The sequence below is a fragment of the Curtobacterium sp. MCBD17_026 genome (assembly GCF_003234895.2).
Lineage (GTDB): Bacteria > Actinomycetota > Actinomycetes > Actinomycetales > Microbacteriaceae > Curtobacterium > Curtobacterium flaccumfaciens.
In genome coordinates this window covers 2489917-2504112 of record NZ_CP126281.1, presented here as the reverse complement: position 1 = coordinate 2504112, position 14196 = coordinate 2489917, and the positions used below count along the sequence as shown (strand labels likewise).

Annotated in this window: 11 protein-coding genes; all 11 read left to right on the top strand. The window is 71.6% G+C overall.

What is annotated here, in order from left to right; genetic code table 11:
• The first annotated feature begins 94 nt into the window (after positions 1-94).
• The 11 genes from DEI85_RS11795 (at position 95) to DEI85_RS11745 (ending at position 14136) form a co-directional block, all read left to right on the top strand.
• On the top strand, positions 95-2878 hold the full coding sequence (locus tag DEI85_RS11795; protein ID WP_111123283.1) for a DNA polymerase III subunit gamma and tau: 2784 nt from the start codon (positions 95-97) through the stop codon (positions 2876-2878).
• On the top strand, positions 2878-3477 hold the full coding sequence (gene recR, locus DEI85_RS11790) for a recombination mediator RecR (protein ID WP_017888680.1): 600 nt from the start codon (positions 2878-2880) through the stop codon (positions 3475-3477). The genes DEI85_RS11795 and recR overlap by 1 nt, the downstream gene beginning before the upstream one ends.
• Positions 3478-3593: 116 nt before the next feature.
• Positions 3594-4859, top strand: coding sequence for an aspartate kinase (locus DEI85_RS11785; RefSeq protein ID WP_017888681.1), 1266 nt, complete (start codon positions 3594-3596; stop codon positions 4857-4859).
• A gap of 43 nt (positions 4860-4902) precedes the next feature.
• A complete protein-coding gene (locus DEI85_RS11780; protein ID WP_110861480.1) occupies positions 4903-5955 on the top strand; it encodes an aspartate-semialdehyde dehydrogenase in 1053 nt (350 codons plus the stop codon).
• 96 nt (positions 5956-6051) lie between these two features.
• Entirely contained in the window at positions 6052-7539 is a 1488-nt protein-coding gene (locus DEI85_RS11775; protein ID WP_111123284.1) for a malate:quinone oxidoreductase, read from the top strand.
• 58 nt (positions 7540-7597) lie between these two features.
• Complete coding sequence (locus DEI85_RS11770; RefSeq protein WP_111123285.1) at positions 7598-8752, top strand: Rv2578c family radical SAM protein; 1155 nt, start codon at positions 7598-7600, stop codon at positions 8750-8752.
• A 170-nt stretch (positions 8753-8922) separates the two neighbouring features.
• Positions 8923-10143: a sensor histidine kinase gene (locus DEI85_RS11765; protein WP_181435569.1), complete on the top strand. Its 1221-nt coding sequence runs from the start codon at positions 8923-8925 to the stop codon at positions 10141-10143.
• Positions 10140-11357 carry a hypothetical protein gene (locus tag DEI85_RS11760; protein ID WP_111123286.1) on the top strand — a complete coding sequence of 406 codons (1218 nt, stop codon included), beginning with the start codon at positions 10140-10142 and terminating at the stop codon, positions 11355-11357. The genes DEI85_RS11765 and DEI85_RS11760 overlap by 4 nt, the downstream gene beginning before the upstream one ends.
• On the top strand, positions 11344-12045 hold the full coding sequence (locus DEI85_RS11755; protein ID WP_035808846.1) for a response regulator transcription factor: 702 nt from the start codon (positions 11344-11346) through the stop codon (positions 12043-12045). The genes DEI85_RS11760 and DEI85_RS11755 overlap by 14 nt, the downstream gene beginning before the upstream one ends.
• Positions 12045-12671 carry a thymidine kinase gene (locus DEI85_RS11750; protein WP_027466399.1) on the top strand — a complete coding sequence of 209 codons (627 nt, stop codon included), beginning with the start codon at positions 12045-12047 and terminating at the stop codon, positions 12669-12671. The genes DEI85_RS11755 and DEI85_RS11750 overlap by 1 nt, the downstream gene beginning before the upstream one ends.
• A gap of 403 nt (positions 12672-13074) precedes the next feature.
• Positions 13075-14136, top strand: a complete 1062-nt coding sequence (locus DEI85_RS11745; RefSeq protein WP_110861445.1) for an LLM class flavin-dependent oxidoreductase — start codon at positions 13075-13077, stop codon at positions 14134-14136.
• Positions 14137-14196: the final 60 nt, after the last annotated feature.

The following is a 14196-nucleotide window of genomic DNA, read 5'->3' as shown; positions in this document are numbered from 1 at the left end:
GGCGCTCGGCCCACCGCCGGCGGGTCATCCGGCCCGGTGGGACGACCTGTGGACGGGCACGCGGGTTGTCGGTCGTGACGGCTACCCTTGTCGCGTGGTCACCGCCCTGTATCGCCGTTACCGGCCCGAGAACTTCGCCGAGCTGATCGGGCAGTCGCAGGTCACCGACCCGCTCCGCACGGCGCTCCGCATGAACCGCGTCAACCACGCCTACCTGTTCAGCGGCCCGCGTGGTTGCGGGAAGACGACCTCGGCCCGCATCCTCGCGCGCTGCCTGAACTGCGCCGAGGGCCCGACCGACACCCCCTGCGGTGTCTGCCCGAGCTGCGTGGAACTCGCCCGCGACGGCAGCGGCTCGCTCGACGTCATCGAGATCGACGCCGCGAGCCACAACGGTGTCGACGACGCGCGTGACCTGCGCGACCGGGCCGTGTTCGCCCCGGCTCGCGACCGCTACAAGATCTTCATCCTCGACGAAGCGCACATGGTGACGCCGCAGGGGTTCAACGCGCTGCTCAAGCTGGTCGAGGAACCGCCGGAGCACGTCAAGTTCATCTTCGCGACGACCGAGCCCGAGAAGGTCATCGGCACCATCCGGTCGCGTACCCACCACTACCCGTTCCGGCTCGTCCCGCCCGCGGTCATGCTCGAGTACATCGAGCAGCTCTGCACGCAGGAGTCCGTGTCGGTGGCCCCCGGCGTCCTGCCCCTGGTGGTGCGTGCCGGCGGCGGATCCGTCCGTGACACCCTGTCGCTGCTCGACCAGCTGATGGCCGGCAGCGAAGACGGTGCGATCGCCTACGAGCGTGCCGTGGCCCTGCTCGGTTACACCGACGCCGCCCTGCTCGACGACGTCGTCGACGCCCTGGCCGTCGCCGACCCGGCGTCCGCGTTCGCCGCGATCGACCGTGTCGTGCAGACCGGACAGGACCCCCGCCGCTTCGTCGAGGACCTGCTCGAGCGCCTGCGCGACCTGATCGTCGTCGCGGCGACCAACGAGAGCGCCGCTGCCGTCCTGCGCGGGGTCTCACCGGAAGAGCTCGACACCATGAGCCGCCAGGCCGGGGTCTTCGGCGCGACGGGGCTCTCCCGTTCCGCCGACATCGCGAACCGGGCGCTCACCGAGATGACCGGCGCGACCTCGCCCCGGTTGCACCTCGAACTCATGACGGCCCGGATGCTCGTGCCCGAGGCCGACGACACCCAGCGCGGGGCCCTCGCCCGGGTGGAGCGGCTGGAACGTCGTGTCGGTGTGGGCGACGCCGGTGGACACCAGGCCGGCGCCGGCGAGCAGTCCGCTCCCGCAGTCGCCGCTGCACCCCGTCGTGAGCAGCCGACGGCCGCGGCTCCCGCAGCTCCTGCTCCCTCCCTCGCCCCGACGCCCGCTCCGGCAGCGGCTCGCACGACGACCGAGCGTCCCGTCGAGCAGCCCGTCGCGCCGCAGGCCGGCTCCGGAGCCGTGGCTCGTGACGCCGCAGCGTCGTGGGCAGCGGTCGCTCCGAGCACTCCTGGAGCGCCCGCGCAGACCTCGACCGAGCCCGCGAAGCCCGAGCCCGCGAAGCCCGAGCCCTCGCCCGCGAAGCCCGCGGCCGAGCCGGTCAGTCCGTCGTCCACCGGTCAGGGCACGACGATCGGTGACGAGCCCGCCGTCCGGACCGTCGGTGCCGTCGGCTTCCAGCAGATGCGCGACTCCTGGCCGCAGATCGTCGAGCACGTGCAGCACGCCAAGCGTTCGGCGTGGTCGGTGGTCGTCACGGCGCAGGTCACCGCGCTCCGCGACGACGTGCTGACGCTGACGTTCCCGAGCCAGCAGGACGTCGCCTCGTTCAAGGAGATGTCCGACCCCTCGGCCAGCGTCAGCGAACTGCTCCGTGCCGCCATCGTGGACGTCCTCGGGCTCCGCGTGAAGTTCGTCGCCCGCGGGCCCGGACAGCAGCAGCGTCCCCAGCAGCAGCAGCAGCAGCAGCAGCAGCAGTCGGCTCCGGCACAGCAGGCCGCGCCTGCGAAGCGTCCGGCGCCCGCTGCGCAGGTGCCCGCCGCCGCCCCGACCGCGGCACCGGCACCGGCACCGGCATCGGAACCTGCAGCACCGGAGGCGCCGGCGTCCGCTGCCGTCCCGACGCCGACGGCCGCCCCTGCCACGGAGCCGAAGGTCGCGTCGGCAACACCCCGGTCGACGGCAGACCCGGCGCCGAAGGCAGCGCCGGAGCCGAAGGCAGCGTCGACCGCGTCCGCACCGCAGCGCGACCAGGCACCGGCCGAGCCGACCCCCGCTCCCTCCGGTGCACCGGTGACGGACTGGGCGGTCGCGACGATCCCGGCCAGCGACCCCACCGTCGACGCCGTCCCGGAGTCCGTCGAGCCCAGCTGGGCAGCACCCTTCGGCACCGTGCCGGCGTCCGCGCCGGTCGCCCCCGCCGAGACGAGCACGCCCCAGCCGACCGAGCCGGCACCGTCGGCCGCACCCGCGCGACCGGCCGGTGCCACGGCCGGGCAGCCCGACCAGCCGACCGCCCCGGGTCCGCAGGCGGCGTCCGGAGCCGGAGTCGTGCCTCCCGGCGGTCCTGTCGTGCCGGGCGTACCGGTCGACGACTACCCGCTCGACGACGAACCGTACGACGACGGAGCACCGTTCCCCGACCCTGGGATCGGACGCGGCTCCGCGCCCGCAACCGCAGCGCCCGCAGTCGCGGCGCCGGCGGCCCCGGCGCAGCAGGCCGCACCGCAGCGCGCGGCCCAGCCCGCCGCCGCTCCCGCGCGCACCGCACCGCCCGCGCGCCGTGCCCCGGTCGCCGGCCGGTACGGCGAGGCCGTCGTGCGTGAGATCCTCAACGCCCAGTTCATCGAGGAGACCGCTCTCCACCAGGACGGTGCCTGATGTACGACGGGATCGTCCAGGACCTCATCGACGAGTTCGGCCGACTGCCCGGCATCGGCCCGAAGTCGGCGCAGCGCATCGCCTTCCACATCCTGCAGACCGAGTCGTTCGACCCGAGCCGGCTGTCCGAGCTGCTCGCCGACGTCAAGGAGCGGGTCCGCTTCTGCGAGATCTGCGGCAACGTCACCGAGAACGTCCAGTGCAGCATCTGCCGTGACCCCCGCCGCTCGCCGGCCACGATCTGCGTGGTGGAAGAAGCGAAGGACGTCGCGGCGATCGAGCGCACCCGGGAGTTCCGTGGGCTGTACCACGTGCTCGGCGGGGCGATCAGCCCGATCGACGGCATCGGACCGGACGACCTCCGCATCCAGCAGCTCATGACGCGCCTGGCCGACGGCACCGTGGCCGAGGTCATCATCGCGACCGACCCCAACCTCGAGGGCGAGGCGACGGCGACCTACCTCAGCCGGCTGCTCGTCCCGATGGGCATCCGCACCACACGGCTCGCGTCGGGGTTGCCGGTCGGCGGCGACCTGGAGTACGCCGACGAGGTCACGCTCGGTCGTGCCTTCGAGGGTCGCCGCGTCGTCGGGGGCTGACCCCCACGCAGGATCCTTGCGTGCGGGCCCGCTCGCACGCAACATCCCCGAAACACCGACTACCATTGTGAGACCGCGTGACCTCGCGGTGTCGCCGTCCCCGGGAGTACCAGCCAGTGGCCTTGATCGTGCAGAAGTTCGGTGGTTCATCCGTCGCGGACGCCGAGAGCATCAAGCGCGTGGCGAAGCGGATCGTCGAGACGAAGAAGGCCGGCAACGACGTGGTCGTGGCGGTGTCGGCGATGGGCGACACCACCGACGAACTCGTCGACCTGGCGCACTCGGTCACGCCGATCCCCGCCGGCCGTGAGCTCGACATGCTGCTGACCGCGGGGGAGCGCATCTCGATGGCGCTGCTCGCGATGGCGATCAAGAGCCTCGGGGTCGAAGCGTCCTCCTACACCGGCAGCCAGGCCGGCATGCTCACCGACGCCCAGCACGGCAAGGCCCGCATCGTCGACGTCACCCCGAAGCGCGTGCGTGAGGCGCTCGACTCCGGCCACGTCGCGATCGTCGCCGGGTTCCAGGGCTTCAACCGCACCACGGGCGAGATCACCACGCTCGGCCGCGGTGGTTCGGACACCACGGCCGTCGCCCTCGCCGCAGCACTCGACGCCGACGTCTGCGAGATCTACACCGACGTCGACGGCATCTTCACCGCCGACCCCCGCGTCGTGCCGAAGGCCCGCAAGGTCGACCGCGTCACCAGCGAAGAGATGCTCGAGCTCGCAGCCTCGGGTGCCAAGGTCCTGTACATCCGCGCCGTCGAGTACGCCCGGCGGCACGGCGTCACCCTGCACGTCCGGTCCTCGTTCAACAACAACGAGGGCACCATCGTCTACAACCCTGCCGAGGGGGAAACCGTGGAAGAACCGATCATCACCGGGATCGCCGGAGACCTCTCCGAGGGCAAGATCACCGTCGTGGGGGTCCCGGACCAGCCGGGCAAGGCCGCCGAGATCTTCACGAACGTCGCGCGCGCCGGGGCGAACATCGACATGATCGTCCAGAACGTGTCGGCGGCGTCGACCGGGCGGACGGACATCTCGTTCACCCTGCCGAAGGACCAGGGCCAGACCGTGCTCACGGCGCTCGAGGTCGCGAAGGCCGACATCGGCTACGAGAGCATCCAGTACGACGACCAGATCGGCAAGCTCGCCCTGGTCGGAGCCGGGATGCGCACGAACGCCGGTGTCTCGGCGCAGCTCTTCCGCGCCCTGCACGACGCGTCGATCAACATCGAGATGATCTCCACGTCCGAGATCCGCATCTCGGTCGTGACCCGCGCCGACACCCTGAACGAGGCGATGCGCGTCGTGCACAGCGCGTTCGGCCTCGATGCCGATGCCGAGGCAGTCGTCTACGCCGGCACCGGCCGCTGACGCCCGCCGACCCGTTGATCCGCTGAACCACCAGGAGCACCGCATGAGCACCCTCACCGTCGCCGTCGTCGGCGCCACCGGCCAGGTCGGCGCCGTGATGCGTCGCCTGCTCGAAGAGCGCGCGTTCCCGGCCGACCGGGTCCGCTTCTTCGCGAGCGCCCGTTCCGCCGGCACGACGCTGCCGTTCCGGGGCGAGCAGATCGTGGTCGAGGACTCCGAGCTCGCCGACCCGTCCGGCATCGACATCGCGCTGTTCTCCGCCGGGGCCACCGCCTCGCGGGCCCTCGCGCCGAAGTTCGCCGCTGCCGGAGCGCTCGTCGTCGACAACTCGAGCGCCTGGCGCATGGACCCCGACGTCCCGCTCGTCGTGAGCGAGGTGAACCCGCACGCCATCGACCAGGCGCCGAAGGGGATCATCGCGAACCCGAACTGCACGACCATGGCGATCATGCCGGTGCTCAAGGTGCTCGACACCGAGTCCGGGCTCCGCCGCCTGGTCGCGACGACCTACCAGGCGGTCTCGGGTTCCGGGCTCGCCGGGGTCGAGGAGCTCCTGGGCCAGGCGAAGGCCGCGCTCGAGCAGGACACCGCTGCGCTGACGCACGACGGATCCGCCGTGACGTTCCCCGAGCCGGTCAAGTACGTCCGCCCGATCGCCTTCGACGTCGTGCCGCTCGCTGGCAGCCTCGTCGAGGACGGCCTGGGCGAGACCGACGAGGAGAAGAAGCTCCGGAACGAGAGCCGGAAGATCCTCGAGCTCCCCGACCTGCTCGTCGCCGGCACGTGCGTGCGCGTCCCCGTGTTCACCGGCCACTCCATCTCGGTGCACGCCGAGTTCGAGCGTCCGCTGTCGCCCGAGCGTGCGACCGAGATCCTGTCGAGCGCACCCGGAGTCGAGCTCTCCGACGTCCCGACGCCGCTGCAGGCCGCCGGCCAGGACCCGGCGTTCGTCGGCCGCATCCGCGCCGACCAGTCCGCGCCCGAGGGACGCGGTCTCGTCCTGTTCGTCAGCAACGACAACCTGCGGAAGGGTGCCGCGCTCAACGCGGTGCAGATCGCCGAGACGATCGTCGCGCGCCGCTCCGTCGACGCGTAGCGCGCCGAGCGCGACCAGCAGACGGACAGGAGGCCCGTGGCGACACCGCCACGGGCCTCCTGTCCGTCTGTCGGATGCCGCCGGTAGGATCGACGGGTGGCAGAGCAGCAGGTGGATCCCATCGACGTCGTCCTGATCGGCGGAGGCATCATGAGTGCCACGCTCGGGGCCATCATCCACAAGCTCGAGCCCAGCTGGAAGATCCGCGTGTACGAGCGGCTCGGCACGGTTGCGCAGGAGTCCTCGAACCCCTGGAACAACGCGGGTACCGGGCATTCTGCACTGTGCGAGCTGAACTACACGCCGGAACTGCCGGACGGCCGTGTCGACATCGCGAAGGCCGTCACGGTCAACGAGCAGTTCCAGGTCTCGCGGCAGTTCTGGGCGCACCTGGTCGAGACCGGCGTGCTGCCGGAGCCGTCGAACTTCATCAACCCCACGCCGCACATCTCCTTCGTGTGGGGCGAGGCCAACGTCGCCTACATGCGTGCCCGGTACGAGGCCATGCGTGACCACCCGCTCTTCGCGGGCATCGAGTTCTCGGACGACCCGGCGCAGATCCGGAAGTGGGCGCCGGCGCTGATCCCCGGCCGCAGGAAGGACCAGCCGATCGCGGCGACGTACTCGGCGGCCGGCTCGGACGTCGACTTCGGGTCGCTCACCCGCCAGCTCTTCGACCAGCTCGAGATCGACGGTGTCGAGTTCGAGCCCTCGCACCAGGTCACCAACCTGACCCGCTCGAAGGTGTCCGAGGGCTGGGTGCTCAACGTCCGCAACGAGATCGGTCGGTCGACGCAGCGCATCGCCGCGAAGTTCGTCTTCGTCGGTGCCGGCGGCGGAGCCCTGCACCTGCTGCAGAAGTCCGGCATCCCGGAGATCCGCGGCTACGGCGGCTTCCCGGTGTCGGGCGAGTTCCTGCGCACCGACGACCCCGAGGTGGTGCAGAAGCACTCCGCCAAGGTCTACGGCAAGGCCAGTGTCGGTGCCCCGCCGATGTCGGTGCCGCACCTCGACACCCGCATCGTCGACGGTGGTTCGTCGCTGATGTTCGGGCCGTACGCCGGGTTCAGCCCGAAGTTCCTGAAGCAGGGCTCGGTCCTCGACCTGTTCCGCTCGATCCGGCCGCACAACCTCCGCCCGATGCTGAGCGTCGCGTTCTCGAACTTCGACCTGGTCCGCTACCTGGTCGGCCAGCTCCTCGCGTCGAAGCACACGAAATTCGAGGCGCTCCGCGACTTCATGCCGAGCGCCGAGCCCGAGCACTGGCACCGGATCACCGCCGGGCAGCGCGTCCAGGTGATCAAGCCCGACAAGGACAAGGGCGGTGTGCTGCAGTTCGGCACCGAGGTCATCACCGCAGCCGACGGTTCGATCGCGGGGCTGCTCGGAGCGTCGCCGGGCGCCTCGACGGCCGTGCCGATCATGCTCACGATGCTGCGCCGGTGCTTCCCGGACCGGTGGGACGCCTGGCAGGACGACGTCCGCGCGATGGTGCCGACCTACGGTCAGGACCTCGGCGACGACCCGGAGCTGGCGGACGCCACGCTCGAGCGCACCGCGAAGGTGCTCGGCCTGCACCACTGAGGCCTACACCGGACCGTTCCGGCTTGCGGTCCGTTCGAACGTGTGTTCGAATGACGGCATGCGGTGGAGTGGACAGGCGATCGATGCCGAGCAGAGCGACGCGCTGCCCGGGATGGAATCGAACAGCGGGTTCGTCCGGAGCGTCACGACGCCCGAGTTCGCCGGGGTGACCTTCCACGAGGTCCTGGCGAAGAGCGCCCTGAACCGGGTGCCGAGCGCGGACGGCTCGGGGACGTACGGCTGGACGATCAACCCGTACCGCGGGTGCAGCCACGCCTGCGTGTACTGCTTCGCCCGCCCGACCCACACGTACCTGGAGTTCGACGGCGGCGCCGACTTCGACCAGCAGATCGTGGTCAAGACGAACGTCGCCGACGTGCTGCGTCGTGAGCTCGGCAAGCCGTCCTGGGACCGCCACCCGGTGGCGCTCGGCACGAACACCGACCCGTACCAGCGGGCCGAGGGGCGGTACCGGCTGATGCCCGGCGTGATCGAGGCGTTGGCGGAGTCGCGCACCCCGTTCAGCATCCTGACGAAGGGCACCCTGCTGCGCCGTGACCTGCCACTGCTGGCCGAGGCGGCGAAGGTGGTGCCGGTCGACCTCGCGATGTCGATCGCCGTGTACGACGACTCGCTGCAGCAGTCGGTGGAGTCCGGCACACCGACGACGTCGGCCCGGTTGGCGACCGTGCGGGCCATCCGCGACGCCGGGCTCGACTGCGCGGTGTTCCTGATGCCGGTGCTGCCCTACATCACCGACACCCGGGCGCACCTCGACGACGCCGTCGGTCGGGCGACCGCGGCCGGCGCGACGAGCATCATGTACTCGGCGCTGCACCTGCGGCCCGGCGTCAAGCCGTGGTGGTTCGAGTGGCTCGGCCGTGAGCGACCCGACCTGGTGCAGCGGTACCGCGCGATGTACCTCGACAACACCTACGCGCCGAAGGACTACCGACGGTGGCTGTCGGAGCGCATCCGCCCGATCCTGGCGGCGCACGGTGTCGGACTGGGGCGCGTGGACCCGGCGACGGGGTCGATGGGCTTCTCCGAACCGCGAACCCTGCAGCCGGGCGTGCCGCAGGGGCCGCGGCACGGAGTCCCACAGGCGCTACCGCAGGAGCAGTCGGCGCCGACGGTGTCACCGCTGAAGCGCGCCGACCCCGGGTTCGACCAGCGGCTGCTCCGGCCGGCAGCGGCGCAGACGCTGTTCTGAAGGGTGTCCCTCCGGGTCGTGTCTTGTCCACGTTCGGGGGACAGCAAGACCCCGGTCCGGGCCGCTATCATCGTGCGGGTCGCCGCACGGCCCCGGATTCGGGGTACACGGCCGCTGCTCCGGTGGTTGGATCGTGGGCGGCGCCCTCGCCACCCGGAAGGATCCACCTCGTGCTCGGCATCCCCACGCACCTCGCACCGCGAGTGAACGCGTGGTCGACCGTGCGCGCATTCCACGCCGCCGCCATCGGGTCCCTGTTGGCCGCGGCCATCACGCTCGTGCTCTACGGCCTGTCCGAGCCCGGGGTGCAGGTCGTCGGCACCGCGCTGGCGGTCGTCCCGATGCTCGCCATGATCGGCGTGCACGTACAGTTCGGCACCCCGGTCTCGGCGATCGCGTTCCTGGCCGTCGGCGGTGTCTGCGCTTGGTGGTTCGCCGTCGGGGTCCAGCAGCAGGTGCCGACCGGGTGGGTGACCTCGTACCTGATGTCCCTCGTCGTGATCCCGCTCATCCTGGTCGGGGGAGCCGGGGCTGTGCCGAGCCGCGTCGTGCTGTGGTCCTTCGTGGGCTTCCTGACCGGACGACTCGCGACCTGGATCGCCATCGTGCAGGCCGACCAGTCGCCCCGTCCGCTCATCCTGGCCTGGGTCACCCTGGGATTCGTGGTCGCGCTCGTGCTCTTCACGACCCGCAGCACGGGGCGGAGCGAACGGGTGCAGCCCGAACTCCTGCGCTCGGCGCGCGAAGAACACGTGTCCGCCTACCGCGCCGGGGTCGAGGCCGAGGCGTCCGCGATCCTGCACGACACCGTGCTCAACCACCTGGGTGCGATCGCCCTCGCGCCGGACGGCCCGATGGACCCGCACCTCGCCGAGACGGTCGACGCTGACGTCGCGGTGCTCACCGGCAAGGGGTGGCTCGCGCCGGCCGCCCGCCCGCGTCCCGGTGCGGCGGCCGAGGCGTTCGGTGTGATGGTCGACGAGCACCGGACGCTCGGGCTGGACGTGACCGTCTCCGGTGACACCTCGGCGCTCGAGCGCCTGGACCAGCGTGCGCTGTCGGCGGTCGTCCGGGCGGTCGGCCAGTGCCTGGCCAACGTGCGGAAGCACGCGGGTACCGACGCCGCCGAGGTGAGTGTGTTCGACGACAGCGCGTCCTGCACCGTCATGGTCGTCGACGACGGTCGTGGGTTCGACGAGGACGCCACCGGAGCCGACCGGATGGGCCTCCGCGGTTCGGTGCGTGAGCGGATCGGCCGGGTCGGCGGTGACGTCCAGATCTGGTCGTCGCCCGGTTCCGGCACGAGCGTCATGATGACCGTGCCGTACGGACCGGTCACCGGCGCGGTCACCGTGCCGGTGGTCGGCGACGACCGGGGGACCGAGCGATGACGGCGGCCCGGCAGCGCGTCGGGTCCGGATCGGGGTCCCGCCGCACCGCGCAGCAGTACGACCCGCTCGGCGCGATGGGATCGCGGCCCCTGGCCCTCGTGCTCGGGGCCGGCAGCGTCGTCTGGGCACTGCTCGTGTCGATCTTCGACCGCGACGTCGTGGGCAGCCCCACGCTCAGCGCCCTCACGGTGCTGCTCGTCGCCGCCTCGGCGGTGGTGGTGCTCGCTGCCTCGAGCCCGTTCCGTGCGCCGTTCCCGCGCTCGGCCTTCGTCGCACACGTCGGGTTGCTCGGCCTGGCGTCGGTCACGAGCGTCGCGGCGCAGTGGGGGCCGGACCGCAGTGCCCTGAACGACTTCATGTCCCTGATCACCGCGACCGGCATCGTCATGGTCGCGCCGTACCGCCCGTGGACCGACCTGACGATCGGCGGGGTCGTCCTGGCCGCCGTGAACGCCGTGACCTGGGGCGCGGGGGCAGCCGAGTTCCCGCACGAGGTGCCGGTCGCCGTCGCGGCGTTCCTGGCCGCGGCCCCGACGCTCGTGCTGACCGCCGCGTCCGCGGTGTTCGCCTGGACCTTCGCGGGGCTCGCCGAACGGGTGCAGATCCGTGCCGGGTCGTACTCGGTCGCACGCGCCGAGCGGGACGGCATCGCGGCGAGCGTGCAGCAGGACCGCTCGACGATCCTGTCCCGCGACGTCGCCCCGTTCTTCGCCGAGCTCCGCACACGCGACGTCATCACCGACGCCGACCGTGCCCGTGCCCGCGCGATCGCCGACGGCATCCGGGCCTCCATGGTCGCCGACGCCGACCGCACCTGGTTCGAGCACGCCGTCCGGGTCGATGGCGGGCAGGCGCCGGTGGTCGACGACCCCGACGGCCTCATCGCGACGCTCGACACCGACCAGCGGGCGGTCGTCCGCACCTTCGTCCGTGCGGCCCTCCGCGCGTCGACCGTCGACCCGGCCGGGTTCCGCGCGACGGTGCGACGAGCCGACACCGTGGCGGGCCCGGCAGCCCCGGCCGCCGGGCCCGCGCGGTCGCCCGCACCCGCTCGTGTGTCCGTCGACATGGAGCTCGCCGTCGCGGACTCCGACATCGGCATCCACCGCACCTTCGACCCCTACTTCGCAGTCCTCCGCGTGACGTTCCCCGACCTCGACGTCGCGGTCCGCCCTTCCTCCCTCGCACTAAGGTTCTCCTATGACCAGCACTGACCCGAACAGGCTCTCGGAGGGGTCGCCGTCCCTCCCGAACCCGGGAGCACGACGTGTGCGGCTGGCCATCCTCGACGACCACGAGGTGCTGCTGGACAGCCTGTCGAGCTGGATCGCGGTGAACGCGTTCGACTTCGACCTGGCCCTGACCGCGCACACCTGGCTCGAGATGGTCCACAGCGACAGCTTCCCGACCGACCTGGTGTTCCTCGACTTCCAGCTCAAGGAACCCGTCTCGATCGAGGCCCGCGTCCGCACCTGCCGTGCCGCCGGCGCGAAGGTGATCGTGCTCTCGAGCGTCGACAGCCGTGAGTCCCGCGACCGTGCCCTGGCCGCCGGCGCCGCGGCGTTCCTGTCGAAGTCGCTCCCGATGCGCGAGGTCATGGACGTCGCCCGCGAGATCATGGGCGTCGCCCGCGAGACCCCGCAGCCCCGGGAATGGCGTCCGCTGCCGACGGGCGCCGCAGCGCACCAACGGCCGAAGCTCAGCGCCGGTGAAGAAGAGGCGCTGCGGCTCTACGTGTCCGGCTACTCGACGAACGAGGTCGCCGCGCAGATGAACGTGCAGTACGAAACCGCCAAGACCTACCTGCGTCGCGTGCGCGAGAAGTACAGCAAGGTGGGCCGCCCCGCCTCGAAGAAGTCCGACCTCATCCGTCGGGCCGCCGAGGACGGGTTCCTCGCGTAGTGGCGAAGCTCTACTTCCGCTACGGCGCGATGAACAGCGGCAAGAGCACGGGCTTGCTGCAGGCCGCCTACAACTACGAGGAGCGCGGGCACCGGGTGCTGCTCGCCAAGCCCGCTGTGGACACGAAGGGCGACCGTGAGATCGTCTCCCGCCTGGGCGTCACCCGGACCGTCGACATCGTCTTCTCCCCGGACGCCGACGTGCGCCAGGCCGTCACCGCCGCCGGCGCCGTCGACCCCGAGTCGGACCGCCTGGACGGCATGGTGCGGCCCGTCAGCTGCGTGCTCGTCGACGAGGCGCAGTTCCTCAGCCCGCGTCAGGTCGACGACCTGCTGCGCATCGCGGTGCTCGACGAGATCCCGGTCATCACGTACGGCATCCGCACGGACTTCCGCACCGAGGCGTTCCCCGGCAGCGCCCGCCTGCTCGAGGTCGCGCACTCCCTCGAAGAACTGAAGACGATCTGCCGCTGCGGCCGCAAGGCCGTCTTCAACGCCCGTACGGTCGACGGTCGGTTCGTCTTCGACGGCTCGCAGGTCGCGATCGACGGCGTCGACGTCGCCTACGAGTCGCTCTGCGCCAACTGCTACCTGACGGAGTCCGGCGGCCGCCTCGACGGCGCCTGACCCCTCTGCCGGGCGGACACGTCACTCGCTCGGTTCGTCGAGCGGTCACGACAACCCGCTCGGGTTCGCCGTGCGGTCACGTCGCGTCGGCGGCGCGCCTGTCGGCCGACCGGACGTGACCGGTCCGCGCGGTGCGCGCGGCACGTCGTGACCGCCCGACGTCCGAGACGGAACCGACAGACGGCCTGGAGGCGCGGCGCGGCCCCGCCACGTGCCTCCCGGCCGTCGCGCCGCACGTCCGGGGCGGGCCGCATGCGTCAGTCGAGTGGTCGCGGACCGTCGCTGCCGCGACTTCCGGGCGACGCCCGGTGACCGGGCGGCGGCGGGACGACGGGACGTCCTGACCGGTCGATGTCCCGGTCCCGGGTGGAATGCGGATGTGCCGGAGCGCGTTGGTGACCACATGACCGACGACACCCTGCACCTGTCCGTCCTCGACCTGGCCACCCGCGAGTACGGCCAGTCCAACACCGAGGCCCTGCAGGGGTCCATCGACATGGCTGTGCACGCCGAGCAGCTCGGGTACGAGCGGTTCTGGGTCGCCGAGCACCACGGGATGCCGGGCATCACGTCCTCGGCCCCGGCGGTGCTGCTGAGCGCCGTGGGCGCTGCCACCTCGACCATCCGCATCGGTTCGGGTGGCGTCATGCTGCCGAACCACGCGCCCCTCGTCGTCGCCGAGCAGTTCGGCACGCTCCGTGCCCTGTACGGCGACCGGGTCGACCTCGGGCTCGGGCGCGCTCCCGGCACCGACGGCGCGACGGCGATGGCACTCCGCCGCACGGACCGACTCGACGTCGACGACTTCCCGGACCGCCTGGCCGACCTGATCGGGTTCTTCACCGGCATGGGCGCGGAGAACCCGCTGGCCGGCATCCGCGCCGTGCCGGGCTACGGCGACGTGCCGGAGTTCTGGCTGCTCGGGTCCTCCGGGTACAGCGCGCAGGTCGCCGGCGCGCTCGGCATCTCGTTCGCCTTCGCCCACCACTTCGCGTCGGACAACACCGAGGCCGCACTCGCCCTGTACCGCGACTCGTTCCGTCCGTCGCGCTTCCGGCAGACGCCGAACGCGCTGATCGGCGTGCAGGTCGTCACCGACGAGGACCCCGCCGTCATCGACGAGCAGAGCGCCCCAGGCATGATCTCGTTCATCCGGATGCGCTCGGGCCGGAAGCCCGAGCCGGTGTCGATGGACGAGGCGCGTGCGTACGAGTTCAACGACCTCGAGCGTCGGTTCATCGCGGCCCGCACCGAGCGTCAGGCCTACGGCAACGCCGAGCAGGTCGCGGAGAAGATCAACGCGCTCGTGGCGTCGACGGGAGCGAACGGCGTGATCGTGTCGCCCGGTGCTGCGCAGGCGCGGTACCGGCACCAGGCGCTCGACGTCGTGGCCGGGCTGCACGCGGCCGGCAAGCTCGTGCCCGCGGGTGCGGCTGCTGGTGCCGGGGCGTCGTCCGTCGGCTAGCTCGTCGAGTTCGTTCACTCCGTCGAGTTCGTTCGCTTCGTGAGCAGGAATGGTCGGGTG